Here is a 26,694-nt window from a genome sequence, read left to right on the forward strand (position 1 = left end):
AAAGGTTTTCTCACGTTCCATGTCAAATAATGAGAGAAAGCAAAAAGGAACGGAGAGAATATGATGAGCTATATTCATGAAATCGAAAGGCTATGGATCGCAATGAAAGAAACGAAAAGTAAACGCATGTACGAGCGCTACCAAGCCATCTATCTTCATTTGCAAGGGTACGCAAAGGAAGAAATCGCAAAGATTATCGGTCGCTCGGAGAAAACGATCTATAACTATGTCAATACGTATACCCAACACGGCTCGGATGGATTAGATATGAAATATTCACCTGGTGCTCCGCGTAAACTGATTCCGCATCAGGAAAAAGAATTAGCACATATCATCGAACATCAGCTTCCTATTGATGTAGGATTTGAAGCGAAATACAATTGGACGCTAGCGATCATCACCGAACTCATTCAACGGAAATGGGGGCAAACGTATACCATTCGCGGAACAAGCGAAATCCTTCATCGATTAGGTTTAAGTTACACCAAACCGATCTATACGCTAGCCAATGCCGATGAAGAGAAACAGAAAGAGCTTATCGAAACTACATTTCCAGATGTTAAAAAAACTGTTGAATGGAGAGATCTCCCACATTCTGTTTCAAGATGAATCAATGATTCGTGATTACCAAGCTATTCAAAAGACATGGTTTGTCAAGGGAAAGCAACGAATCATACCGACGTTTGGGAAACATCAAGGTGTGAAGTTGATTGGCACATTAAATTATGAAACAGGTGACGTGTTTTGGATTGAAGAAGAGCGCTATGACGCCGAAACATTCCTTCGGTTTCTTCAGCTTGTATTAGAGCGTTATCCAACGGGCAAAATCGTCATGATTTTAGATAATGCTCGTATTCATCATGCCAAACTCATTTAACCATTTTTGGAAGAACACGAAGATTGATTAGAGTTGGTATTTTTGCCACCATACAGTCCTCAGTTGAATTTGATCGAGGGATTATGGAAATGGCTGAAATCGGATGTCATCTACAACGTGTTCTATTCGACGGTGCAGGAAATCCGAGCAAATGTTCAAGCGTTCATTCAACGGATCAACCAACACCCAGAACAAACAATCGACTGGCTGTGCGTCCGATTGTAAATCTTTAATTCAACTTATATATGACCTCTGATTAAAGTAATTTGATTGATTATGTGAAAAACGGACTTTAGGATATTTTGAGCGCTCAAATACTATATAAAATCAGTTCTATAAAACGGGTTTTAGAAGAAACTAAAAACTTATAAATGACCTTAATAGTGAACAATAATTGTATGCATTTATTGTTAAAATTCATTTAGGATAATTTACAAAGAAAGGAATTAGGTAAATATGAAAGGCATCGTTTTGGCCGGCGGCAGCGGCACACGCCTATACCCTTTGACAAAGGCAATATCAAAGCAGTTATTACCAATATACGATAAACCAATGATCTATTATCCATTATCCGTTTTAATGCTCGCGGGTATTCGCGACATTCTTGTCATCTCCACTCCAGAGGATACGCCGCGCTTTGAACAGCTTCTTGGTGATGGAAGTGACTTAGGAATATCTTTATCCTATGCTGTTCAACCATCGCCTGATGGGCTGGCACAAGCGTTTATTATTGGGGAAGAGTTTATTGGTAATGATCATGTGGCTCTTATTCTTGGTGATAATATTTTTTACGGTCATGGATTTACGGAGATGTTGGAACGAGCTGCATCGAGAAAGCGTGGAGCGACTATATTTGGATACAATGTAAAAGATCCTGAACGTTTTGGTGTAGTCGAATTCGACAAGAATGGTAAAGTTATTTCTATTGAAGAAAAGCCGGAAAATCCGAAGTCTACCTATGCGGTGACGGGTTTATATTTCTATGATAATCGTGTTATTGACATCGCTAAGTCGCTTAAGCCTTCTGCTCGTGGAGAACTTGAAATTACGGATGTGAACAAGGCATATTTGGAAATGGGAGACCTTCATGTTGAATTGCTTGGGCGCGGTTTTGCTTGGTTAGATACGGGAACGCATGAATCGCTATTAGAGGCTTCGCTTTTTATTGAAACAATTGAGAAAAGGCAAAGTTTAAAAGTAGCGTGTCTGGAAGAGATTGCGTATCGCAAAGGTTACATTTCGAGAGAGCAGCTGCTAAAATTAGCCGAGCCTTTGAAGAAAAACGGTTATGGGCAATATTTGCTCGATATTGCCAATCGGGTTAGTAAAGAAGGTGAGTTAGTTGAAAATTATTGAAACAAGATTTAAAGATGCCTTTCTTATAGAGCCTAAAGTGTTTGGTGATCATCGTGGGTTCTTTATGGAAAGTTACAATGATCAAGTTTTCAAAGAATTAGGATTCAATTACGAGTTTGTTCAAGACAATCATTCTTTATCGATAGAAGTCGGAACGTTGAGAGGACTTCATTACCAATTAGAGCCTTATGCTCAAACAAAGCTAGTTCGGGTGATTCGTGGAGCGATTTATGATGTGATTGTTGATATTCGTAAAGGTTCACTAACTTATGGAAAATGGCAAGGATTTATTTTAAGTGAAGGGAATAAGCGGCAATTGTTAGTTCCCAAGGGCTTTGCTCATGGGTTTTGTACGATTGTGCCGAATACAGAGGTGCTATACAAGGTAGATAATTATTACTCACCAGAACATGACCGAGGAATTTGTTGGAACGATCCAGATTTAAAGATTGATTGGCCTACTCATTCTCCTATTTTGTCTGAAAAAGACAGTAAGCATCCTAGGCTAGCAGAAGCAGAAAACAATTTCATTTATTAAGGGAAGGAAATGCAGATGAAAGTATTGATTACAGGTGGAGCAGGTTTTATTGGCAGTAATTTTGTCAATTACATGGTTCGAAAATATCCAAGCTATCAGATTATTAATCTAGATGCACTTACATATGCAGGGAATTTGGAAAATGTAAAAGAAGTTGAAAATGAGCCGAATTATCGATTTGTGAAAGGCGATATTACGGATCGGGAATTGATTGAATCATTGTTTGCAGAAGGTATCGATGCGGTTGTGAATTTTGCGGCTGAGTCGCATGTAGACCGCAGTATTACTGATCCGGGAGTATTTGTACGAACGAATATTCAAGGCACTCAAGTGTTGCTTGATGCAGCGAAAAAGTATGGTGTGAAAAAATATATACAGATTTCCACTGATGAAGTATATGGAACATTAGGAGAAACGGGTTATTTTACGGAAACAACACCGTTAGCTCCAAACAGTCCATATAGTGCGAGCAAGGCTAGTGCAGATTTTTTAGTACGGGCGTATCATGAAACATACGGATTGCCAGTGAATATTACAAGATGTTCTAATAATTACGGCCCTTACCATTTTCCAGAAAAGTTAATTCCGTTGATGATTATTAATGCCTTAAACGATCAACCGCTCCCTGTTTATGGTGATGGTTTGAATGTTCGTGATTGGCTTCATGTGGAAGATCATTGTTCTGCGATTGATCTAGTGTTACATAAGGGAAGAAATGGAGAAGTATACAATATTGGCGGCAATAATGAGCGAACGAATATCGAAGTAGTAAAGGCAATTTTACGATATTTAAACAAACCTGAATCGCTCATTATATTTGTTGAAGATCGCCTTGGTCACGATCGACGCTACGCCATTGATGCGACAAAAATCCGTAAAGAGTTAGGATGGAAGCCGAAATATGCGTTCGAAGAAGGATTAAAGAAAACGATTGACTGGTATTTAGAAAATCGTTCTTGGTGGGAAAACATTTTATCAGGTGAATACAAAGAGTATTATGAAAGACAATATGGACAGAAGTTAGGGAGATTATAATGAAGATTGTTGTCACTGGGGCAAATGGGCAGTTAGGTCAAGAGCTTGTAAGGCAACTACAGCAAACGAACTTTGAACTATATTCGTTTACAAAAAGTGATTTGGATATTACGAATGAGAGCATAGTAAATGAAGTTATTACAAAGATTAAACCTGATATCATCATAAACGCTGCTGCCTATACAAAAGTAGATCAAGCGGAAATAGAAGAAGAAACAGCTTATTTAGTGAATGCGTTTGGACAAAGAAGCTTGGCGGTGGCAGCGGAAAAAGTTGGAGCGAAAATATGTTACATTAGTACCGATTATGTATTTGACGGGAATTCAGCGATTCCTTATAGGGAATATGATCAAACAAATCCGTTGGGAGTATACGGAAAATCTAAGCTCGTTGGTGAGGAGTTAACAAAATCGTTATGTTCTCGATATTTTATTGTGAGAACGGCATGGGTATACGGTGAGTTTGGACAAAATTTTGTCAAAACCATGCTTCGACTGGCGAAAGAAAAAGAAGAAATCGGTGTTGTCAATGACCAAATTGGCTCTCCTACATATACGGTTGACTTAGCCCACTTTATTATTGAATTAGTCCAAACTGAGAAATTTGGAATCTATCATGCGACAAATAGTGAGGCATGTTCTTGGTACGAGTTTGCGAAAGCGATTTTTGAAGAAAGTAATATCAAGGTGAAGGTAAATCCAATTACGACGGAACAATTTCCTAGACCGGCAGCACGCCCTAAATACTCTGTATTAGACAATTTTGCGATGAAGGTGAATGGGTTTCCAATGTTAAGACATTGGCGTGAAGCGTTGAAAGAATTTTTAAAAACTGATTTTAGGATTTGAAGTGATATATTTACAATAGATCAATTATTTACTATAATCCGGTTAGTTAGGCCGGATTATTTTTTTACAAGCAGGTGAAACAATGGATATTAGCGTTATTATCGTTAATTATAATACACCGAAACTAACAGTTGGGGCGATTGAGTCTATCTTAAAATCTAAGACAAAGTATAGTTATGAAATTATTGTTGTAGATAACCATTCTTCGGATAATTCCGTCCATATCATCAAGGGAAAGTTCCCGAATGTGGCGGTGATTGAAAATAAACAAAATGTAGGATTTTCAAAGGCAAATAATCAAGCAATAAAATTGTCGAAAGGACGCTATATTTTGTTGTTAAATTCTGATACAATTGTAAAAGAAGATACCATTGAGAAAATGATAGAATTTATGGATAAAAATAAGAAGGTTGGAGCGAGCGGATGCGAGGTTGTTTTGCCGAATGGAGAATTAGACCGGGCTTGTCATCGGGGATTTCCAACTCCGGAGGCTTCTTTTTACTACTTAGTGGGATTGGCGAGACTTTTCCCAAAAAGTCCGCGATTTAATCAATATCATCTCGGCTATATGAATTTGAACGAACCGCATCCAATCGATTGTTTGGTAGGGGCATTTATGATCGTGCGCAGAGAAGTGATTAAGCAAGTCGGGTTATTAGATGAACAGTTTTTTATGTACGGTGAAGATATCGATTGGTGCTATCGAATCAAACAGGCGGGTTGGGAGATTTATTATTGCCCATTTACAAGCATCATCCATTACAAAGGGGCAAGCAGTAAAAAGAAACCTTTTAAAATTGTTTATGAATTTCATCGGGCTATGTTTTTATTCCATAAGAAGCATTATGCTAGAAAATATCCATTTATAGTGAATTATTTCGTTTATATGGGCATAGCAGCCAAGTTCATACTTTCTGCAATAATTAACACTTTTCGGAAAATAGGTGGTTAAGGTGATTAGAGGGAGAGAGCGGTTTTTAACGAAGCTTTATGCTTTTGTCGATTTTGCAATGATGCAAGGCGCTTTTTTCTTAGCTTGGGTGCTGAAGTTTAAAGTATTTCACGACGGTGTTGGCGGTCATTTGCCATTGGAAGATTATTGGTTTTGGAGCTTCGTTTATGGCGCTATTGCTATTGTAATAGGATATTTAGTAGAATTGTACGCGCCTAAACGGAAAGAGAAGTTTTCTAATGAGTTAGCGAAGGTATTGCAAGTACATACGTTGAGCATGTTTATTTTATTAAGCGTGCTCTTTACTTTTAAAACTGTTGATGTGTCGCGGTCGTTTCTATTGCTATATTTTGCATGGAATTTGACGTTAGTTTCGATCTATCGTTACGTTGTAAAACAAAGTCTCCGCAAGTTAAGAAAAAAGGGGTATAACAAACAGTTTGTTTTAATTATTGGTGCAGGATCGATTGGCAGAAAGTATTTTGAAAATCTTCAAATGCATCCGGAATACGGGTTGGAGGTCGTTGGGTTTTTAGATGACTTTCGCACTAAGCATGCACCGGAGTTTGCTCATTATAAACCGATTATTGGACAAACTGCTGATCTTGAGCATGTATTGAGCCACCAGTTAATTGACGAAGTAATTGTTGCACTTCCTCTGCAAGCATATCCGAAATATCGAGAAATTATTGCAGTGTGTGAAAAAATGGGAGTTCGAGTTTCGATTATTCCTGATTTTTATGATATGCTTCCAGCTGTTCCTCATTTCGAGATTTTCGGGGATTTACCGATCATTAATGTAAGGGACGTACCGTTGGATGAGTTAAGAAATCGCATATTGAAGCGTTCGTTTGATGTTGTGTTTTCACTTGTTGCTATTATTGTCACATCTCCAATTATGTTATTGATCGCGATTGGAATCAAACTGACTTCGCCAGGGCCGATTATCTTTAAGCAAGAGCGGGTTGGACTGAACCGAAGAACGTTTTATATGTACAAATTCCGCTCGATGAAGCATTTGCCTCAGTCTGTTTCTGATACACAGTGGACAGTGGAAAATGACCCGCGGAGGACAAAGTTTGGAGCATTTTTGCGGAAAACAAGTTTGGATGAACTGCCGCAATTCTTTAATGTATTAAAAGGTGATATGAGCGTCGTTGGTCCAAGACCTGAACGTCCTTATTTCGTTGAAAAGTTTAAAGAGGAAATTCCTAAATATATGATCAAGCACCATGTTCGTCCTGGCATCACCGGATGGGCGCAAGTATGTGGATTGCGTGGAGATACGTCCATTAAGGCTCGCATCGAGCATGACATCTTCTACATCGAAAACTGGAGCCTGTTGTTTGATATTAAAATTATTTTTAAAACGATTTCGAATGGATTAGTGAATAAGAATGCATATTAAGGCTCACTCCACTGTCACGCCCCGAAGATTGATAAGAACAGAGAGTCATTAAGTGGCTCTCTGTTTCTTTTTCTGCATTTTTGTTGATGTGCTGTGGCATTTTTTGTGGCAGCTGTTGTTGAAATTGCGAGAGTGATAGAAAAATGTTACTATCTCCGTAGCAACTACATAAGCAGGGTGGGCGGTTGACCACTTCCCCGATGGAGGGAGGTGGGAATATGACGACGTATGAAGCATTGAGTCTTATTGCGCAATTCAGCTTAGTGTTCATCGGAATGCTAACATTGACTGTCACCATCGTCGTCTATATAAACAAAAAGAAATAACCGTCCCCCCTCGACCAAAGGTGTGAAACGGTTATTTCTTTTTATCTGTTACGCATCTAAAGGTCAGCCGCTCTTCTTGCGGCATGTAGTTGCCTGCTGAGTGTTCACCGCACTCAGCTTTTTTTATTTTATGAAATATCTGCTTATATTATACAAATGATATAGCTGGTTTGACAAGTGGGATGAGTGTCACCCGTTGGTAGCGTGCCTGTCACCCGTCGAGAGAGTAGTTTTGCGTGCAGAGTATCAAAAAATTTTTCTTTCGATGCAGGATTTTGCCCGTTTTTGTCGAAAGGATACGCAAGAAAGTTGATGTGAGGTGAAAAATGTGGGTCGGGCGAGGCGGATTTGGGTGCCGCATTTGTTTTACCACATTGTGTGCCGTGGAAACCGGCGTGATCCGTTGTTTAAAGAAGCAAATGATTTCCGCGCGTTTTTGTATATCCTCGAACAGCTTCATGAAAAAATTCCGTTTGAACTCGCTTCGTATTGCCTCATGACGAATCATTTCCATTTGCAGCTCCGTTCGCAACAGGAATCCATTTCGAAAGTGATGGCATTTATTAATAAACGATACGCCAATTATTATAATACACGTTACGGGTTAACCGGTCATGTGTTTGAAAAGCGCTACTTCAGTAAAATCATTGACGATGACGCAGGGATGTTAGAGGTCAGTCGCTATATTCATCTCAACCCTGTCGAGGCACGTATGGTACATCTCCCCGAACATTATCGCTGGAGCAGTTTCCATTTTTATCACCAATCTCCCGCATTGCCTTCATTTATGAACATCGATGTACTCCTTCGTTATTTTTCTGGAACGATGGTTGAGAAAAAGAAAAAATATGTGCAGTTTGTGAAAGAGGATGTTGTACCGAACTGCGTCAAGGAGGAATAAAATGAAAGTTTGTAGCATCGGTTTGCGTGGGATGGAAGGGTATCGTGTGCAAGTGGAAGTGAGAGAACTACCGGGAATGCCTTCCGTTGTGATTGTTGGATTGCCCGATACATCGGTGAAAGAAGCAAAGGAGCGAGTCGTTGCGGCATTGCATGCATTTGGGTGCGATGTGATGAAGCAAAAACTTGTCATCCATTTGTCGCCGCCAGAGCGAAAAAAACAAAGCCCGATGTTTGACTTAGCAATGGCGATTGGCATTTTAAAAGTAAAAGGAAAGCTCGAACAGCCAGTTCCGCCACATATTGCGTTTCTAGGCTCATTGTCATTAGATGGAGCCATTCAGTCTGTCGATGGGATGTTACCAGCCATTTTAGCGGCAAAAAAGCTTGGGTTTGAGCAAGTATATGCGCCATACGATCCTACCCTACCCCTTCATCACTTGCAACATGTCAATTGTGTGTTCGTTCAAACGTTAGATGAAGTTGTACAATGCTTAAAAGGGCAACAAACGATTTCTCCAACTTTTCATCTTCCTTCAGTCGCTGATGTTCCACAAAACAATCACCGCGATTTTCAACATATCATTGGGCATGAACATGCAAAGTATGCGCTTGAAGTTGCCGCAGCAGGGGAACATAACGTGTTAATGATCGGACCGCCAGGATGTGGGAAAAGTTTGTTAGCTGAGACGTTTCCGACGATTTTGCCGCGCCTTTCCCATGAAGCGCAGTTGGAAGTGCTTAGTTTATACCAACTAGCAGGAGAACCGAAAAACGATTCCTCCCCACCGTTTCGTCATCCGCATCACTCTGCATCATCGGTTGCGTTGATTGGGGGAGGAACACATCCGAAGCCGGGAGAAGTTTCTCTTGCTCATCGCGGGGTGTTATTTCTTGATGAAATGGCGGAATTTACGAAAAAGACGTTGGACATGCTTCGCCAGCCGTTAGAAACGGGCAAAGTAACGATTAGCCGCGTTTCGTCGACGGTGACGTATCCAGCACATTTTATTTTGATCGGGGCGATGAATCCATGCCCATGCGGATATTTCGGTTCAAAAAAGCGATATTGTCTATGCAGCCCGAAACAAATCCGAGCATATCGCCAGCGCATCTCAGGGCCGATTTACGACCGCATCGATATATTGTTATCGTTAGAAGCAGTGGATTTGACTCAAAAATCAAAACAAGTAGACTGTTCGGAAACGATTCGCAGTCGGGTGGAGGCCGCGCGTTTAAGACAATACGAACGATATGGGGAAGAAGTAACGAACGGACGTGTGCCGATTGACGTACTGCTTGCGAAAAGTCCGCTAACGAAAGGTCAACAGCAACTGTTTCAACATTGGGCGGCTACGAATGACTGGAGCAACCGCGTGCAAACAAAAATCATTCGTCTCGCTCGCACTATTACCGACTTAACAGGAGCCGATGACATCACCGATGAATCGTTATGGAAGGCGATGGCGTTTCGGAGAATAAAAGAAGGACGTCAAGAAAGGAATATGAAGGGAGGGTGTTGATTGCAATTTTGAGCGGAGATAGGGAGAGTGATTGGCTGCCTATGTTTATTTCATGAAAAATTTGTAGTAAAATAAAGGGAAAGGAAGTGTAATGATGAGTGAGCAAACGGATATTGCATATAATAACTATGATATCATATTCCGTAACATGACTGCTCAATTTAAAGAAAAGGTTCTGGATTTCTATGGGATTCGTACTGCTCCGATTGTTCGGGTAGAAGCAACGGATTTGCCGACTATTGCGGTTAATGATCGAAGAATGGACTTTCTATTTTTGCTTGCAGATGATACGTATTTGCATCTTGAGTTTCAAACGACGTTTGATGAGAAAGATTTGGATCGATTTCTTCAATATGATGTGAGTGCGTATGAAAGGTATAAAAAGCCTATTAAGACAGTAGTCATTTATGGAGCCGATGTGGAAAAAGTGTTAGAACAAAAAAGCTACGGTTCTGTTCAATATGAGGCACAAGCGGTGTTGATGAAAAAATATAATGGTGATGCCATTATTCAAAATTTGTGGACGAAAGTCGAAAATGGGGAAGAGCTTACGGATCTAGATGAGCTGCATCTCATTTTCCTCCCATTAATGCGAAGTTCCCTCAATCGTTCCGAACGAGCGATTGAAACAGTAGAAATTGCGAAACGGATCAAAAATGAGGAAAAACAAGTACGTTTATTGGCAACGATTATTGCGGTTTCCGACAAGTTTATTGATAAGGAGTATGTAGAAAAACTAATGGAGGTGTTAAGTATGGCGAGAGTGATCCGAATGGCGGAAGAAAGAGCAAGAATCAATGAAAGCCAGCAGGCAATAAAAAAATATTTAAGCGCAAGATTAGGTTTGGAAAGTAAACCGATGCAAAACAAAGTAGACCTTATTACTGATTTGTATTTGTTGCATCACTTATTAGATGATTTGTATCGAGCGGAGAAGAAAGAAGAAATGGATTATTTAATTGATGTCGTATTAGAAAAACAAAAGAATATGGGGTAGGGTAGCGTGCCTGTCACGCCCCGAAGATTGTCGAAGATTGATAGAAACAGAGAGTCGTTGAGTGGCTCTCTGTTTCTTTTTTTTCGCATCAACCAGCATTTGAAACATATATTATAACTTTGAACGAACGACTCGATTCCATTTTGGAGCTGGGGCGACTTTTATTTTTAGGAATGTGTATAAGCTGCTTCATTCGCTATTGTTAGAGGCGTTCGAGTGGGTTTAAACGAGAATTGGACTAGGCAAGAATCAGTAAAGTGAATTTTCATGTTATAATATTACGGTTAAATGGTACAATATGTTTAAAGAGTCCTGTCTTAATTGAAAGGAGCGAAGAGGTATGGATTTTGTGAGAGTAATAAAAAACAGCAATGATTTGGAAAAATTTATAGATATACCCGAAAAATTGAAAAATAGGAAAGTAGAAGTCATTATCCTTCCTTATACAGATGAAGAAGATGTAGAACAAGTAGAAAAAAAGAGCTTGAGGGGAGTGCTGTCAAAATATAAAAACGAGGCTTTGCGAGCTCAAGAAAGCGATGCTTGGTCTAAAGCCGTGGTGGATCAATATGAAAATCGTTGATGCAAACATTATCCTAAGATATTTGCTTAATGATCATGATGATTTGTCAGCGAAAGCCGCAACGATTATTGAAAATAACAAGGTGTTATTGCCGAATGAGGTAGTAGTTGAAGTCGTTTATGTTCTTGAAAAAGTGTACAGAGTAAAAAATGACGAGATATGCGATACTCTTTTAGAACTGTTTAAATACGATAATATCGATGTGCATGATATTGAAATATTAGAAGAAGCGCTCATTCTGTTTGGAAAAAGACGGCTGGACTTTGTCGATACCCTTTTATACGCCTATAATAAAGTGAAGGGATATCAGGTATATACTTTTGATAAGAAGCTAAACAAGGTACTTGAGGAATAGGCATCATTGGAATGTGGGCATTAACTGTCACCATCGCCGTCTATATAAACAAAAAGAAGTAACCGCTCTCCCGCGACCAACGGATTAAGACGGTTACGCATTGCGATCCGAAAAGTAGACAGTATAAATTCGGTTTTGCGAGGGAATCAGAGTGATAAAGCTCTGGGTTCCTTTCCTTTTCTCGTCTTTTCCTCAGTGTCTCAGAACCCCGAGAGCCTGTCAAGGAGAGCGCTTGACAGACCCTCGGAATTCTGAGAATGGATTGGTAAGACGAGAAGGAGAAAATATAGCTCCTTGTGCTCTTCTTTAGCTAACTTTTGCATATTGAACAGGTGTTTGATAATCGAGAACACCTTGTATACGTCGGTGGTTGTAATAGCGAATGTAATCATGAATGAGTTATGTTGATTTTTCGTATTCTGTAAACATCCATGAGAAAAATTTTCTCTCCACCCATGCATGAAAATCAGTCACTCCTTCCCATAATGACACACATAAAGAATCCACACGATTATTTGTATCCGAGCGTTCCCCGTTTTTATCCGAAAGAGGAATCCAAGAGATGTTGGCTAAATACGCTCGGCTGACTAATATGGAGAACATTACCTCGCATCGCTTTTGTCATAGTTTTTGCAAAAACTTAGTCAATGCTGGAACGCGCATTGAAATGATTAGACGACTTGCTCGGCATGGAAGCATTCAAACCACGGCTACTTAATGTAGACGCATCCAAAGAAGAACAGATGGAAGTATTAAGGAAAATGTAATTTATAAATTATTTGTGTTTCAGTAGCATAAATGCTATCATGTGTGTAATAATAATTTAGTAAAGGGTAGAGGATATTGTTTGAGGTAATATACGCAGGAAATGTAAAGGAATTTGAAGATTATCTCTTGGATAAAGCAGAGCAAGAACTTAGACAAAAAGGTCCGTCCGGTTATATGGTGTCATGTTGCTGATGTATATGCAAGGCAACTTACGATTATTCAACATAATCCATATCCGTCTGATCCGGAAGACAACAGCGTTTCGGACGATATAACTCCTCCGTCATTAAAACATCTTAGCATGAATACTCGTTATGATAATTTTTACAGATGGGGCATAAAGGGTGGAAAAACTGGAAATCACAGAATTATATTTGCGATCCACAATTTTTCAAAAGTCATACTGCTTCATTATTTCGACAAGCAGTATAATGGAGCGATAAGACGAAAGGATATTGTGCCGACCGAATCAGCATATGAAAGTTATTGCGCCACTAGTGTTGATTATCCATTATTTTACTAAAAAACATAGAATCATATGGCTGACCATAAGCTTTTCTGCCTTTTCCTCGAACAAGAACGCCGGCGGGCAAATGTAATTTGCCCGCAAAGCGTTCATTGTTCGAGGAGGGCATGCTGTGCGCATGCCCAGTCGGCAAACGAACCGTTTGCCGACAACGGCAGAAAAGCTAGGAATAGAGCGATGTCAACTGGTTTTTATTGGTTAATCAACACGCCTGTTATTGCGCTTTTGATCCTTGCCTTTATTAATAAACGAGGAGGCTTTTAACTGTTAGTTATAAATGCATAAATATTTATAAAAACCTCATGATTATTTTATAATTAAAACAAAGCCAAGAAGATGCTAAAGGAGCTGGGAGAAGATGATCAAAACGTACAAAGTCATGCTTCTGCCCAACAATAAGCAAAAGACGAAGCTTTTTCAATGTGCAGGTGTTGCCAGGTGGGCGTACAATTTTGCATTAGCACAAGAACAAGAAAATGACAAACAGGGTGGCAAATTTTTAGGCGATGATCACATCCGAAAGCGGCTGACACAACTCAAAAAAACGAAGGAATATGCGTGGCTCAATCAATATTCCAACAACATCACGAAGCAAGCAATCAAAGATGCCACAACTGCCTACCAAAACTTTTTTGAAGGGAGAGCTGAGTTTCCACAGTTCAAAACAAAAAAAAGAACCCGACCAAGTTTTTATCAAGATACCGCAAAAATCAAAATCACACATACCCATGTGAAACTAGAAAAACTGACGACATCCAGAAAGAAAAACAAACAAAAGCTGAATTGGATTCGTCTCGCAGAACGAGGAAAAATTCCTTATGGAAAGCATGTGAAATATACGGACCCAAGAGTCGTATTTGACGGACTCCATTGGTTTTTAACGATCGGTGTAGAAGAAGGAGAAGTGAAGCATGAAGCCTACACTGAAGGCATGGGTGTCGATTTAGGCGTAAAAAACTTAGCAACGGTAAGCAATGGAAGGACGTTCAAAAACATCAACCAAATGCCCAAAGTGAAAAAGTTGGAAAAAAGCATCAAGCAACTGCAAAGAAAGCTGTCGCGAAAGTATGAAATGAATAAAATCCAAACCAAAGGAGGTGAATACCGTTACAGAAAAACAAAAAACATCAAGAAGCTAGAACTCCTTGTTCTGAAAAAGCGAAGAAGGCTGAAAAATATACGATTAAATTATACCCACCAAATCACGGCAACATTGGTGAAAGCCAAACCAGCGTATGTTGTGATGGAACATTTAAATACAAGTGGAATGCTTAAAAACAACAAGCTATCGAAAGCGATTCAAGAACAAACATTCCATGAGTTCAAAAGACAAATGACGTACAAATGTGCATGGCGTGGAATCAAGTTTGTTGTTGCCGATCGTTTCTATCCTTCAAGCAAAATGTGTAGCAATTGCGGTCATGTGAAGGAGAAGCTGTCTTTATCTGAACGAACATATCGCTGCGAAGCATGTGGAATGGAAATGGATCGCGACTTGAACGCAAGCATCAACTTGAAAAACTACGCTAAGTCCATGGTTTAGCACGACACGCGATCATGGATATGTACCCATCCGTTAGTGGGGAGTTTAAGCCTTCGGAGCGCCGCAAGAAACGAGAGTAGCTTCGGCGAAATCGGGTGCGATGAACAAGGAAGGAAACGTAGATCTTTATAAGTTTCTTATAAAGTCTTATAAGTTTTCTGTAACGGGAAAAAGAATGAGTGATTTTTTTAAGAAATATGCAGCTATTCGAGGCGAGCGGCATGTTCAAAAACTTCAATTAGAAGGAACGATAGCTGCTCAGATTAAAACAAGACGGAAGCAGCTGAATATGTCTCAACAGGAACTTGCATCCATTATTGGAGTTCCAAAATCCACGATTGGAAGAATTGAAGCAGGGCTTACAAGTCCTAGAGTAGAGACACTTTTTAAAATCTCGCAGGCATTGAATGTCCCGTTCATCATTGACGGTAGTAGTAACCAAGATCATGACCATAACCTGCATGTTCAAGTTTAGCGCATCATTCAATACACTCAGATGCGTGCCTGTCACCACCCGGGTAGAAAATTGTGGCGTGGTCACACCCCGAATGTAAACAAAAAGAAATAACCGTCCCCCTCGACCAAAGGTGTGAAACGGTTATTTCTTTTTATCTGTTGCACATCTGAAGGTCAGCCGCTCTTCTTGCGGCATGTAGTTGCTTGCTGAGCGTTCGCCGCGCTCAGCTTTTTTATTTTATGAATTATCTACTTTTATTATGCAAACGATGTAACGTATTTGGCAAGAAAGAGTAGGGCTCACTCTACTGTCGCGTGCTAAAAAATTTTCTTTTCATTGCAGGAGTTTTGCTGCGTTTGTCGAAAAGGTACGCGAAAATGTCGCTTGGACGTGATGGGGTGAATCATAAACGTATTCTCCATTATCCCTCAATCCACCTATAGTTGACGCAATGATACTTCGAAACACTCCATTTTGGTTTTGTTTATTTCACGGAAAAATGTAGTAAAATAAAACATCCATGAGCAAGTTTTGCTCACCACCCACGTATGAAAATAACCGCTCATGGATCCGTTATTTTCACAGAAAAAGAAAGGAAGTGCGATAATGAGCGAGCAAACGGATATTGCGTATAATCATTATGACATCATATTCCGCAGCATGACCGCTCAATTTAACGGATCGGAAAATAGGCTACTAATTTTTTAGACTGTCGCAGGCAAGTCTGTGACTTGCATTCAAATTGGTACAAATCGGCTCTTATATAATTGTGATTTTCCTAGTATCATAGAAGTAAGTCAACTTCTAAGGAGGCGAGCTTCATGAGAGCGGTTCGAATAGGGGTTATTGCTATGTTGTTGATTGTCGGCAGTTTGGCTGGAGTGTTTTCTAAAGCAGCTGCAGCGGAAAATTGCGCCACGTATACCGGCAGTGAAAAAGTTTGGTGGGACGGAGCAGAACTGAAGCCGGGTCAAATTGGCCGTTTAACCGTGTTAAAGAAAACGGGTTTAGTAACGTTGAACGGTAGTGCACCAGTTGTCGTGCGCACGCTATATCCAGGAACCGTTTATCGCATTTATGCCTTTCAATCTGACTATTTAAGTGTCGGCGGCGGTTATTATGTCAAACGGGATGCGAATGTCAAATACGAAACGCCGTCGAAAACGAAATTGACGATGGTCGCTTGCATTCAACAAGCGAAACAAACAAACGCAGCCGTTTCGATGAATCAGTTAGCGATCGGCGATTCGCGCGCAAAGGTGGAAGCGATTTACGGAAAAGCGAAGCGGAAAACATTAAACGATTACGGCTTATATTGGGAAACGTACGACCGGGGAAACTATAAAGATTTTTTGATGGTCAGCTATCAGAACGATCGCATCGCAGCGATGTACACGAATCAGCCGATTGTAAAAACGAAAACTGGCATTACGCTCGGCACCCCTAAACAAGAAGTGGAGGCGAAATACGGCACACCGCTTTCTTATATTCAAAAAGGAACCGTGCAATACATGATTCAAGATGACGAATATGATATGTATTTGATCGACGGAAGCTACGTCACGTTTTTTTACGATAAATATAGCAATAACCGTTTAACCGCTGTGCAAATCGTCAAACGGGAGCTGGAAGAAAAGAAAGACGGTTTTTACGGAACGGCAAGTGCAGCATTGCGCACAGCCTATGAATATCAAATTTTTGATCTGGTCAATGCGATTCGCCTGCGAAACCATCTCCCGCTTCTATCATGGGATGCGAAAATCGCAAGCACAGCGCGAAAGCATAGCGAAGATATGGTGCAAAACGGCTATTTTAGCCATACGAATTTACAAGGGTTGTCCCCGTTTGATCGTATGACGCGGGATGGCATTTCTTATCGCACAGCTGGAGAAAACATCGCTTACGGACAATTCAACGCGATTTTTGTTCACGAAGCGTGGATGGATTCACTCGGACACCGGCAGAATATATTGTATCCAGACTTTCAACGATTGGGCGTAGGAGTCGCCTTCAGCGCCTCCGGCCAGCCGTATTATACGCAAAATTTTTATACGCCGTAGTTTTCTGAAACGAAAGGAACTAGTGTTAGGCCGCTAGTTCCTTTGTTTTTTAGAAAAACATCAAAGTGGAAAGTAGAATATAATAGAAGAAAACTTTGTAAAAAACTATGGAAGCAATCACCTTTTTTGTCGTATAATATAAAATGTATGTCGAAAAACGTCTATGAAACTAGTAAAAGGAGAGTTTTCCATGTTTCGCAAGTGGTTGGCTAGTCTTTTCTTTGGGGCTTTGTTGCTATGGGTGTTACCGATGCCAAACGTTCATGCGGAAACGGTTGTGTATTGGGAAAGGACAAAGCTTGTAAAAGGACAGATTGGCAAAATCGAAGTGTTAAAATCTATTAATTTATGGAAAAAAGAGAATGGAAAATTGCAGTTTGTAAGGGTGTTGAAACCGAAAGAGCAATATCGCGTCTATTCATATGACGGAACGCAATACGGGCTTGGCGGCAATTTATACGTAACAAATATCAAAGGATACATACTGTATAAAACGCCGTCAAAAGAGAAGCTAAAGCTTGTCAATCCAGAGTGGTATAGCGTTAAAAAACTATCGCTCGGAACGGTGACGAGCGAGTCTTCCACCGTCATTGTGCCGGGGGTTGAAAAATCAGAATTAGAGATTAATAGCGCTCGCGGTAAGCAGCACGTCTATAAACTCGACATCGATGTCAAAGCGGACAACATCGGCATTGAAACGGCGCTGTCCAACGAGCAGGTGCTTGGGATTGAAACCGTTCTTCAACAAGCTAATCGCGCTGATTTTGACAGACATTTTGTGCTCGGGGCGGTCAATGGCGACTATTTTAAAGACAACGGTTCTCCGACCGATTTAATGGTGCATAACGGAGAAATTATGACGACGAACACAACGCCTGTGGATCAGCGAGTGATTTTTGGCATCGGTGCAAATGGAAAATCGCTGATCGGCAATCCAGACGTCACGATGGAAATGACGATTAACGGGGCGAACAGCCATATGATCCATTCGATCAACAAACCTCGTTATGCGAACCATCTTGTCCTTTATACGCCGTATTTTTCCGCTTCCACGCTGACGAATCCGCTCGGTACGGAAGTTGTGCTGACGAACGTACAAGGGAAGCTGAACGGAAATAGCATCGTCACCGGAACGGTGAAAGAAGTGATTGTCGGCGTAGGAAACGAGCCACTGCTTCCGGGAGAAATCGTGCTATCCGGGCACGGGGAAGCAAGCAGCTACTTGCAGCAGGCGAAAGCCGGCGATACCGTTCAAATTTCGATTCAATACGATCAAGAATCATGGAACGGTGTGCAAGAAGCGATCGGGGGACGATATCACCTTGTTGCAAACGGAGTGGTACAATCGTTTAATATCGCTGGAGTGCATCCGCGCACAGCGATTGGCATTGACGAAAACGGAAATGTATTCACCGTCGTGGTCGATGGGCGCAACCCGAACTACAGCAACGGCGTAACGTTGGATGAACTAGCAAAGCTGATGAAAGATTTCGGCGCTGTCGATGCGATGACGCTGGACGGGGGCGGGTCGTCGACGTTTGTGGTGCGTCAGAAAGACGGAAAGCTTGCTGTGGAAAACAAGCCGTCCGACGGATTCGCGCGGCCGGTTGCCAACGCGCTTCTTGTCGTGTACAAAGGAGAAGCAAACGAAGTGAGACAGCTAGTCATCGAACCGCAGGAAGTAACCGTATGGGCGGGAGGAACGTATCGCGATCTCGGCTTATCCGCCAAAGGGCTCACGCTGTTAGGAACAACGGCACCGCTTCAGCAGCCGGTCGTCTGGATCTCGAATGCGGGGACGTTTTTAAAAGACGGCTCCTTTGTCGCGGCAAAACAGCCGATGGAAGGAACGATCACCGCCTCTTCCGGCAACGTATCGGGAAGCATCCCTGTTCATGTCATCAACGATGTCGATCAGCTCGTTGTGCAACCAAAAGAAATTTATATGCGTGAAAACAGCACGCAACCGCTCGTCATTCAAGCATTTTACAAAGGAAAAGAAATTGCTGTTACTCCGAATGCCTTTTCGTATACGGTTTCTAACGGATTAGGAAAAGTGGAAAACGGGGTTTTCCAAGCAATGAATAAAAAAGGGACCGGAACATTAACGATTCGGCTCGGCTCAAAGACCGTGACGATTCCGGTCACCGTCGGAATTCCGAATGCGGTAATGCTCGAAGACTTTGAGAAAAACAGCATTGAGTGGCTCACATCAGGAGCAAACTACGCTTTTGCGAACGTATCGCTCACCAATGCAACCGTCAAAAACGGAAAACAAGCGTTGCAAATCGATTACGACTTCAGCGGCAAGACAGGAGTGTCAGGCGTGTATGCTGTGGCCAAAAACGGCATCACGTTAAAAGGACGTCCGACGAAAATTGGCATGTGGGTGTACGGAGATGCGAACGGCCATTGGCTGCGGGCACAAATCAAAGATGGAAGCGGAAAGCGATATTGGATTGATTTTGCCAAAAACGTCGACTGGACAGGATGGAAATATGTCGCTGCCGACATTCCGGCCGATGTGCAATGGCCGGTTACATTAGAAATGCCGGTTCGTTATATGGAAGTCAACGAAACAAACAAAAATGCCGGAACATTATATGTGGATGACATTCAAGCGATTTACAACTAGGGGCTGGATTTTTGCGCCCCTTTTTTCGTACCGTCCATTGATGAAGTGACTTGAATTTCCATAGAAAAACGTTTGCATTTCGCGCGAAAGTATGTATATCATAAGACAGAATCGCTTCAAAAACATGCACTAACGCGGAGGGGGTTATAACGCTTTTATGACAAATCAGGATGTATTGAAACAACTACAAGAAAACCCTCCTAAATTAATCGGAGGTTATAAAAAACAAGGCTGGGCCATTAAAGTACTGGAAAAAATAAGCAATGATGATATTGAAGAAGAAGGAAACGGCTTGATTACAGCAAAAGCCGTTCTTGAAGCAAAAGATGAAACGTACTATCCAGCGTTTCTCACATTGGACATATCGGAAAAAGGGAAGATCGTTGGTTTATATTTGCTTGCGGAAAATAGAGAGCAGTTTGACTTGATTCCGTTCGAGCTCGCCAAGCCGTTTTTAAAGAAGCAAGAAAGCGATTTGTTGCCGTTTCGCTATCGGACGTTAGCGAAAATCGAAGGTGACGAGCAACAAACGAATTGGCCGGACTTTACGTAACAACCAACAAGGAGTGGGTGATCCTCCTTGTTTTTTCTTTTTCACCAATGAATTGAGAAAATGAAAAGAATGGCTGTTTCATTTTTCCTTCTATTCTATTAAAATAGGTATATATTTTCAAGAATAGTAGGTGAATGTCATTATGAAAGAAAGAAAAATGAGGCGTGCGTTTGCCGTGCTAATGGCCTTCATCATAGCAGTTGCATGGTCGTTTCAGTCCGTTCCGGCAGAAGCAGCATCGCTACCTTCCGATGTGGAAAAGCTAGAACGCTACGCTGAACAGCTCCAGCGGACGATGCAGTCTCGCCCTCTTTTCAAGCCTTATGCTCTTTATAACAAAACGAAAAAAAGCTATGGAGGAGCTAAGCAGCGGATCGAGCGCTTGAAAAACGGTCCGGCGAAACGGCAGTATCGCAAGCGGCTAGAAAAAGCGAGCGAAACGATTCGGCAAGCATCGTATTACATTAGCGCCATTGAAAGCGGCGAGCGATTAATTGCGTTGAAATCACGCATCGATCAGGCGCTTTCTTCAGGGGATGTGGAAGTTGTTTACGACGTGTATCCTTCTTTTGAACGACAGCTGAGAAAGACGAAAACTTTGATTGGAAGAGTTCATGGGTCATCGATCCGGAAAAAAATGACGGAAACGTTCCAACAGCCGGCTGAGGCGACAAAACAGCGATCCTTTTTCCCGATCAATATCATGTTCGCGTTTGATCAAATCATTGCGGCATATGAACAGGACGATATCGAGAAAGTGGAGAGGTTGCTTGTTTTATGCGAACAATGGATGTTACGTGTAAAGGATGAGAACACGAAAAAAGAATTGAACCGTTATTTAGACGAATTTAAAACACCGGCGATTCTTGACATACAATAATAACCTTGCGAAAGAAGGGAAACAACGATGCAGAAAATGGTAAGAAAATTTTTAATTCCTTTGATCTTCTTATTTTCGTTTACAACGTCAGCGTTTAGCGTTTCCGCCGCGACGACGTCTGCAAGCACGCTCGATGAAATTCGCCAATATATTCGCGACTATTATGTAGACACCGTAAGCGAAGATGTATTAAACGGCTCGACACCGCAAGAAATCGTACAACGTTTGGACAAATATTCAACGTATATGACCGCACAAGAATATCAGCAATTTCTCGATTCGATCAACATGGAGTTTGTAGGGATTGGAATCACGATGAATGAAGATCCTGCAGGAATTAAAGTCGTATCTGTATTAAAGAATGGTCCAGCGGCACGAGCCGGCTTGCGTGCGGGGGATGTGATTATCGAAGTAGACGGACAATCGTTAGCGGGTAACGCAAAAGAGCAAGCAGTGACGCTTATTACAGGACAAGAAGGAACAACGGTCCATTTAAAAGTGCTTCGTCCATCGACAAATGAAACGCTTACGTTCGATATCGTGCGTGAAAAGATTAATTGGCCGAATGTCGAGTTTTCGAGATTAGCAGGAAATATTGGCTATATTCGTCTTTATAGTTTTGATAGCGAATCTGTGAAAGATATCGAACAAGCGATTCGCTCTCTTTCCGGAGTAAAGGGATGGATTTTTGATTTGCGTGATAATCCGGGCGGATATGTCGATGCTGCTCAGCAAATTCTCGGCTTTTTCCCAAATGTCAAGAAGGCGTTTCAACTTCGCGACCGTACGAACGAACCTGAGGTGTATGATGCGATTGACCAATCGGTGAAAATGAGCGGCCCGATTGACGTTCTCGTTAACTCTTCTAGCGCCAGCGCATCAGAAATGGTTGCGGCGTCTTTGAAAGACCAAAAAGCAGCGGTGTTATACGGACAGCGGACGTTCGGAAAAGGATCGATGCAGCAAATCTTTAGCTTATCAGATGGAAGTGTGTTGAAATTAACGATCGCGCGCTTTTTCTCGCCAAATGGAACGGCGATTCATGAAGTCGGCGTCAAGCCGAATGTATGGACTGCTGTGAACAAAGAGTTGTATGCGGCTCATCGTGATTTACTTCTAAAGCAGCTAAGTGCATATCAATCATTAGGGAAGCTACGGAACGTGCCTGCCGATAAAGTGTTTACGATGAAATTTTCTCGTAAACTAATTAGTGACACAAGCAAACTAGGAATTAAACTATATGAATTAGGTGGGCAGGAAGTTCCGGTAACTGTGCAAGTAAGCAAAGGAACGCAGCTTGTTATTAAGCCGAACAGCTCGTTGAAAAAAGGGACATCATATTTGCTAGTCATCCCGCCAACGGTGAAAAGCAAAGATGGGGCTCTGATGAAAAAAGGGGCTTACGTCGAATTTAGCGTAGCGAAATAATAGATGTGAAGGTCGGTTCTTTATCGGAACCGGCTTTTTTCTATTAAAAATTTTGTAGAATTTTGCAACTTAAAAGTAAATGTTGTAACAAAAATGTAATATAAACACGAATTTTTAATAGGAATGAAACACAACACTCTCCTAAAATGCGGTAAAATTTTGATTGGGTGAAGTGGAGTAACCGAAATTGCAATCGGTTTCAAAGATGGAGAACGGTTGTTTAGTTAGGGGGAGACAGATGAAACAACGTCTAGCGATCATCATGGCTTCGCTGTTCGTGTTTTTCAGCGGACATTACGCATTTGCAGAAGAATTGGACATCGTATCGTTTAGCAAACAATACATTGGTGTTCCGTATAAATGGGGTGGCACGACACCGAAAGGGTTTGATTGTTCGGGGTTTCTGACGTACGTGTATCGGGAATTCGGCGTTAACCTTCCACGAACGGCGGAGGAGCAATACCGAAAAGGCGAAAAAGTAGAAAAAGACGATTTAGCAGTAGGAGATTTAGTCTTTTTCGCGACTTACAAAAAAACGGCTTCCCACGCAGGGATTTACATTGGGGGCAACAAGTTTATTCACGCGAGTTCGGGAAAAGGTGTCATGATTTCTGACCTTGATGAATCGTATTGGCGAAAATCGTATTTAGGTGCACGTCGTTATTTCAATAGTGCGGAAGAAGTTGCGGCGCTAGAGCATCATGACCGTCTTACCTCGTTAAACGTATGGCGCTGATCATATACATAAAAAGATGCTGTTTGAAGCAAGGAAACGTTCCCTGTTCGAAACAGCATCTTTTTTATTGGCTAAGAGCGTGGCGGATACACTTTCCATTTCGTTAAATCGATGTTTTCCTTCAGCAATAAGTTGGACGGGAAAATAAACGTCCACGGCTTGCTTGTGTTCGCTTTCACCTCGAAATGTTCGAGACGGAACACCCCTTTGCAAACGATATCCCCAGAGGCATCTTCAACGACGAGCGGAATTTGTTCAAGTTGAATGTTTTTATCACTGCCGTTGCGAATGAGCAGCGTCACGATGAGATCACGCTTTTCGTTGATTTTTGCTTCAAGCCCCATAAAGTTAACTTCTCCGACGGAGAGCGGCGGCAACGTTTCCATCAGTTTTTTTAAATGCTCCCGCTGTTGCGTCGATAATGCTTGTTCCCAACTTGCCTCTAAATCAAGGCGATGGTTCTCTGGATTTGGCGCTTGTTTGAGCTCAAACGCAATTTTCCATCCTTCTTGCGGAATTTTATCGACAAGCTTATCTTCCGCAGAAAAGAGAAAGCGCCACGGTCTCGCTGTCATTGGCGGCAACTCTCCGAAACTATCCATCTCAAATTTTCGTTTCGCGATCGCTTGTCCGTTTTCATCAAGCAACAACAAATCAATTTGCTCAAAGCGAATCGGTTTTGGCAGCGTGCTCCGCAAAAAGGCGACAACTACAAAGCCTTCATTATACTCAATTAGCTTCATCCCTGAGATTGAAATTTGGTTTGGTTTTAACGGCGGAAGCTGCTGATGGTGAAACTGATAAACGTATCGTTCCTGTGGCGATACGTCCCAATCCGGATGAAACGACAGCGTCGTTTTGATTTCATCGGTTTGCTTGGTTTCATCCCGCTCGGAAGCTGGTTCGGGATGAAGGGTAGTCGCGTTTGGATCGGTTGTTTTTGCTTTTCGTTTGAAAATCATGTGAAAGATCCCCCTTATTGGTTGCCGTCAAGCTCAAATTGGCTTTTAACATAGTTCATAAAACGAATCGAAATATCGGCTTGAATGTCTTGTTGGAGGCGGACAAATTCATGAAACGCCTCGATTTCAAATAGACGATACGGGTCTTCTTGGCCGTATCCGCGCAAATGAATGCCGTCTTTCATATTGGTGATCGTATCGAGATGGCGGATCCAGTTTGAATCGATCGTTTGGATCATAAAGCGCTTTAGCTGTGAAGCGAGCGCTTCGTCGTCTTTCAGCGTTAACAAGTCTGCTTTTAGTTTCTCGTATTCTTTAAAAACGATTTGTTCGATTTGTTCTTTTTCTAGTTCTTTGAAATCATCGATCGTTTTGTCAAAACGTAAAAATACAAACGATAGTTCTTCATACAAGCCTTTGATATTCCATTCTTCATAAAAAACATTAGGCAAACAATATTTTTCGATCGTTTGCATCAAATAGTTTTTTATATAATCGAGCACTTCGGTCATGATTTCTTCTTGTTCACACGCTAAAATGCGATCGCGCATTTGGTAAATAATTTTGCTTTGCCGATCGATGACGGTATCCAGTTTTAATAGATGCGCGCGCGCGGAATAGTGAGCGTGCTCGACCGTTTCTTGCACTTTTCTGACAAATTTCACCGGATCAGGTGAAATGACAAGTCCGTCCTCATCTGTTTTGACTTTGCTAAGCCATTTTTCAAGTTCTTCTTTATCATAAGATTTAAACAGCTCATCTTCTAATGAGATGATAAATTGCGAAGAGCCCGGATCGCCTTGGCGTCCGGCGCGGCCGCGAAGTTGCATATCGATGCGGTTGCTTTCATGGCGTTCAGTACCGATAATATGCAACCCACCGAGCTCTGCGACTCCTTCGCCTAACAAAATATCGGTTCCGCGTCCGGCCATATTCGTTGCCAGCATCACTTGCCCTTTTTGTCCGGCGAGCGCAATGATGCGCGCTTCGTCTTCTTCCGTTTTAGCGTTTAAAATTTGATGTTTAATTCCGTGCTTCGTTAAATATTGCGATAATCGTTCAGACTGCGCGATTGATGTCGTGCCGATTAAGATCGGACGGCCGATATCGTTCATTTTTTTCACTTCAGCGACAATCTTTTTCGCTTTCGCCTCGTACGTGCGATAGACGAGATCGTCCATATCGATGCGGCGCCGCGGTTTGTTCGTCGGGATCGTGACGACATGAAGGTGATAGGTGTCCCAAAATTCATCTTTGGATGGGGTAGCGCTTCCTGTCATGCCGCACAACGTTTCGTACATTCGGAAATAGTTTTGAATCGTAATCGTTGCTTGGACATCGTTTTCTTCAGTAATTTCGACTTCTTCTTTTGCTTCGATCGCTTGATGCAATCCGTCGCTAAAAGTTCGCCCTTCCATAATGCGTCCAGTAAATTGGTCGACAAGGAGCACTTTTCCGTCTTTAACGATGTAGTCGACGTCGCGTTTCATAATGACGAAGGCGCGCAGCGACTGCATGACGTTATGCAAGAGCGCTTGATGCTCGGCATCGTACAAGTTGTCGATGCCAAATGCTTGTTCAATTTTTGACGCACCAGCATCAGTTAAAAAGATTTGTTTTGTTTCTGGATATAATTCATAATCTTCCTCTGCTTTGAACTGTTTGACAATTTGGGCTGTCACTTGAAACAGATCGGCTCCGATGCTTGATTTGTTGGCGATAATAAGCGGTGTACGTGCTTCATCAATTAAAATGCTGTCAATTTCATCGACGATGGCGTAATGAAGCTTGCGCTGCACTTTATCGCGGATGTCATATACCATGTTGTCACGCAAGTAATCGAAGCCAAATTCCGTTCCGGTTCCATATGTAATATCCGCTTGATACGCTTCTTTTTTCTCTTGCGGAGACATTTGCGAAATGTTGAGGCCGACCGTCAGCCCTAAAAATTCGAACACTTTCCCCATTTGTTCGCGGTCGCGGCGCGCTAAATATTCGTTAGCGGTAATAATATGTACCCCTTTTCCTTCAAGGGCATGCAAGTAACTTGGAAGCGTAGCCACTAACGTTTTCCCTTCTCCCGTTTGCATTTCGGCGATGTTTCCTTCGTGCAAGACAAAGCCGCCGATGAGCTGTACGTCGTAATGACGCAGTCCGAGCACGCGTTTTGCGGCTTCACGCACGACGGCGAAGGCTTCGATTTTTAAATCGTCAAGCGTTTTCCCGGCGCGTAAGCGATTTTTAAAATCGCCCGTTTTTGCTTTTAATTGTTCATCGGTTAAAGAAGCGATGTGCGGTTCTAATGCATTCACTTTCTCGACAAGCTTACGAAGTCTTTTTATATCGCGAGCACTTTCGTTAAATAATTCTTTTACCTTTGTTAACATGTTTCTCTCTCCTACTTAAATTCATTCCTAGACGAATTATAACATACTATGGCAAAAATCA

The 26,694-nt window shown here is 41.7% G+C and carries 23 protein-coding genes and 2 pseudogenes; 22 read left to right on the plus strand and 3 right to left on the minus strand.

Annotated features, from left to right (window positions below; all coding sequences use genetic code 11):
- Positions 1–60 precede the first annotated feature (60 nt).
- From HNQ34_RS06325 to HNQ34_RS06380, 13 genes and pseudogenes are all read left to right on the plus strand, one after another.
- Positions 61–1,102: pseudogene (locus HNQ34_RS06325) on the plus strand (IS630 family transposase).
- A gap of 231 nt (positions 1,103–1,333) precedes the next feature.
- Positions 1,334–2,233: a glucose-1-phosphate thymidyltransferase RmlA gene (rmlA, locus tag HNQ34_RS06330; protein WP_183252728.1), complete on the plus strand. Its 900-nt coding sequence runs from the start codon at positions 1,334–1,336 to the stop codon at positions 2,231–2,233.
- The gene (gene rfbC, locus HNQ34_RS06335) at positions 2,220–2,771 is read left to right on the plus strand and encodes a dTDP-4-dehydrorhamnose 3,5-epimerase (RefSeq protein ID WP_183252730.1); all 552 of its coding nucleotides are present in this window, start codon (positions 2,220–2,222) and stop codon (positions 2,769–2,771) included. Before rmlA ends, rfbC begins: the two co-directional genes overlap by 14 nt.
- A gap of 15 nt (positions 2,772–2,786) precedes the next feature.
- Positions 2,787–3,806, plus strand: coding sequence for a dTDP-glucose 4,6-dehydratase (gene rfbB, locus HNQ34_RS06340; protein WP_183252732.1), 1,020 nt, complete (start codon positions 2,787–2,789; stop codon positions 3,804–3,806).
- A complete protein-coding gene (rfbD, locus tag HNQ34_RS06345) occupies positions 3,806–4,654 on the plus strand; it encodes a dTDP-4-dehydrorhamnose reductase (protein ID WP_183252735.1) in 849 nt (282 codons plus the stop codon). Before rfbB ends, rfbD begins: the two co-directional genes overlap by 1 nt.
- A gap of 82 nt (positions 4,655–4,736) precedes the next feature.
- Complete coding sequence (locus tag HNQ34_RS06350; RefSeq protein ID WP_183252738.1) at positions 4,737–5,606, plus strand: glycosyltransferase family 2 protein; 870 nt, start codon at positions 4,737–4,739, stop codon at positions 5,604–5,606.
- 1 nt (position 5,607) lies between these two features.
- Positions 5,608–7,014 carry an undecaprenyl-phosphate glucose phosphotransferase gene (locus HNQ34_RS06355; protein WP_183252741.1) on the plus strand — a complete coding sequence of 469 codons (1,407 nt, stop codon included), beginning with the start codon at positions 5,608–5,610 and terminating at the stop codon, positions 7,012–7,014.
- A gap of 218 nt (positions 7,015–7,232) precedes the next feature.
- On the plus strand, positions 7,233–7,340 hold the full coding sequence (locus HNQ34_RS17270) for a putative holin-like toxin (RefSeq protein WP_019418134.1): 108 nt from the start codon (positions 7,233–7,235) through the stop codon (positions 7,338–7,340).
- Positions 7,341–7,668: 328 nt separating this feature from the next.
- The gene (locus HNQ34_RS06360) at positions 7,669–8,241 is read left to right on the plus strand and encodes a transposase (protein WP_183252743.1); all 573 of its coding nucleotides are present in this window, start codon (positions 7,669–7,671) and stop codon (positions 8,239–8,241) included.
- Between the two features lies 1 nt (position 8,242).
- On the plus strand, positions 8,243–9,763 hold the full coding sequence (locus HNQ34_RS06365) for a YifB family Mg chelatase-like AAA ATPase (RefSeq protein ID WP_183252745.1): 1,521 nt from the start codon (positions 8,243–8,245) through the stop codon (positions 9,761–9,763).
- 94 nt (positions 9,764–9,857) lie between these two features.
- The gene (locus tag HNQ34_RS06370) at positions 9,858–10,760 is read left to right on the plus strand and encodes an RpnC/YadD family protein (RefSeq protein ID WP_246363871.1); all 903 of its coding nucleotides are present in this window, start codon (positions 9,858–9,860) and stop codon (positions 10,758–10,760) included.
- Between the two features lie 340 nt (positions 10,761–11,100).
- Positions 11,101–11,343 carry a hypothetical protein gene (locus HNQ34_RS06375; protein ID WP_183252750.1) on the plus strand — a complete coding sequence of 81 codons (243 nt, stop codon included), beginning with the start codon at positions 11,101–11,103 and terminating at the stop codon, positions 11,341–11,343.
- Positions 11,330–11,698, plus strand: a complete 369-nt coding sequence (locus HNQ34_RS06380) for a PIN domain-containing protein (RefSeq protein WP_246363876.1) — start codon at positions 11,330–11,332, stop codon at positions 11,696–11,698. Before HNQ34_RS06375 ends, HNQ34_RS06380 begins: the two co-directional genes overlap by 14 nt.
- A 306-nt stretch (positions 11,699–12,004) precedes the next feature.
- Here the strand turns inward: HNQ34_RS06380 and HNQ34_RS17920 are convergent, their stop codons facing one another.
- Entirely contained in the window at positions 12,005–12,094 is a 90-nt protein-coding gene (locus tag HNQ34_RS17920; protein ID WP_183252869.1) for an IS3 family transposase, read from the minus strand.
- A 148-nt stretch (positions 12,095–12,242) separates the two neighbouring features.
- Between HNQ34_RS17920 and HNQ34_RS17450 the strand changes: the two are divergent.
- From HNQ34_RS17450 to HNQ34_RS06430, 9 genes and pseudogenes are all read left to right on the plus strand, one after another.
- Positions 12,243–12,416, plus strand: a pseudogene (locus HNQ34_RS17450) (tyrosine-type recombinase/integrase); the annotation flags it as partial.
- Positions 12,417–13,350: 934 nt separating this feature from the next.
- The gene (locus HNQ34_RS06395; RefSeq protein WP_183252754.1) at positions 13,351–14,535 is read left to right on the plus strand and encodes an RNA-guided endonuclease InsQ/TnpB family protein; all 1,185 of its coding nucleotides are present in this window, start codon (positions 13,351–13,353) and stop codon (positions 14,533–14,535) included.
- A 100-nt stretch (positions 14,536–14,635) separates the two neighbouring features.
- A complete protein-coding gene (locus HNQ34_RS06400) occupies positions 14,636–15,010 on the plus strand; it encodes a helix-turn-helix domain-containing protein (protein ID WP_246363880.1) in 375 nt (124 codons plus the stop codon).
- Positions 15,011–15,813: 803 nt separating this feature from the next.
- Entirely contained in the window at positions 15,814–17,052 is a 1,239-nt protein-coding gene (locus HNQ34_RS06405) for a CAP domain-containing protein (protein WP_183252756.1), read from the plus strand.
- A 190-nt stretch (positions 17,053–17,242) separates the two neighbouring features.
- On the plus strand, positions 17,243–19,687 hold the full coding sequence (locus HNQ34_RS06410; protein WP_183252758.1) for a phosphodiester glycosidase family protein: 2,445 nt from the start codon (positions 17,243–17,245) through the stop codon (positions 19,685–19,687).
- Positions 19,688–19,844: 157 nt separating this feature from the next.
- A complete protein-coding gene (locus tag HNQ34_RS06415; protein WP_183252760.1) occupies positions 19,845–20,240 on the plus strand; it encodes a hypothetical protein in 396 nt (131 codons plus the stop codon).
- 142 nt (positions 20,241–20,382) lie between these two features.
- Positions 20,383–21,120, plus strand: coding sequence for a hypothetical protein (locus HNQ34_RS06420; RefSeq protein WP_183252762.1), 738 nt, complete (start codon positions 20,383–20,385; stop codon positions 21,118–21,120).
- A gap of 27 nt (positions 21,121–21,147) precedes the next feature.
- Complete coding sequence (locus HNQ34_RS06425; RefSeq protein ID WP_183252764.1) at positions 21,148–22,548, plus strand: S41 family peptidase; 1,401 nt, start codon at positions 21,148–21,150, stop codon at positions 22,546–22,548.
- Positions 22,549–22,786: 238 nt separating this feature from the next.
- Positions 22,787–23,284 (plus strand): C40 family peptidase, encoded by a 498-nt coding sequence (locus HNQ34_RS06430; RefSeq protein WP_183252766.1) that lies wholly within the window; start codon positions 22,787–22,789, stop codon positions 23,282–23,284.
- Between the two features lie 71 nt (positions 23,285–23,355).
- Here the strand turns inward: HNQ34_RS06430 and HNQ34_RS06435 are convergent, their stop codons facing one another.
- Positions 23,356–24,246: an accessory Sec system S-layer assembly protein gene (locus HNQ34_RS06435; protein ID WP_183252767.1), complete on the minus strand. Its 891-nt coding sequence runs from the start codon at positions 24,244–24,246 to the stop codon at positions 23,356–23,358.
- A 14-nt stretch (positions 24,247–24,260) separates the two neighbouring features.
- Positions 24,261–26,633 carry an accessory Sec system translocase SecA2 gene (gene secA2, locus HNQ34_RS06440; RefSeq protein ID WP_183252769.1) on the minus strand — a complete coding sequence of 791 codons (2,373 nt, stop codon included), beginning with the start codon at positions 26,631–26,633 and terminating at the stop codon, positions 24,261–24,263.
- Between the last annotated feature and the right edge of the window lie 61 nt (positions 26,634–26,694).

Source organism: Anoxybacteroides tepidamans (genome assembly GCF_014201465.1).
In the GTDB taxonomy this organism is placed as follows: domain Bacteria; phylum Bacillota; class Bacilli; order Bacillales; family Anoxybacillaceae; genus Anoxybacteroides; species Anoxybacteroides tepidamans.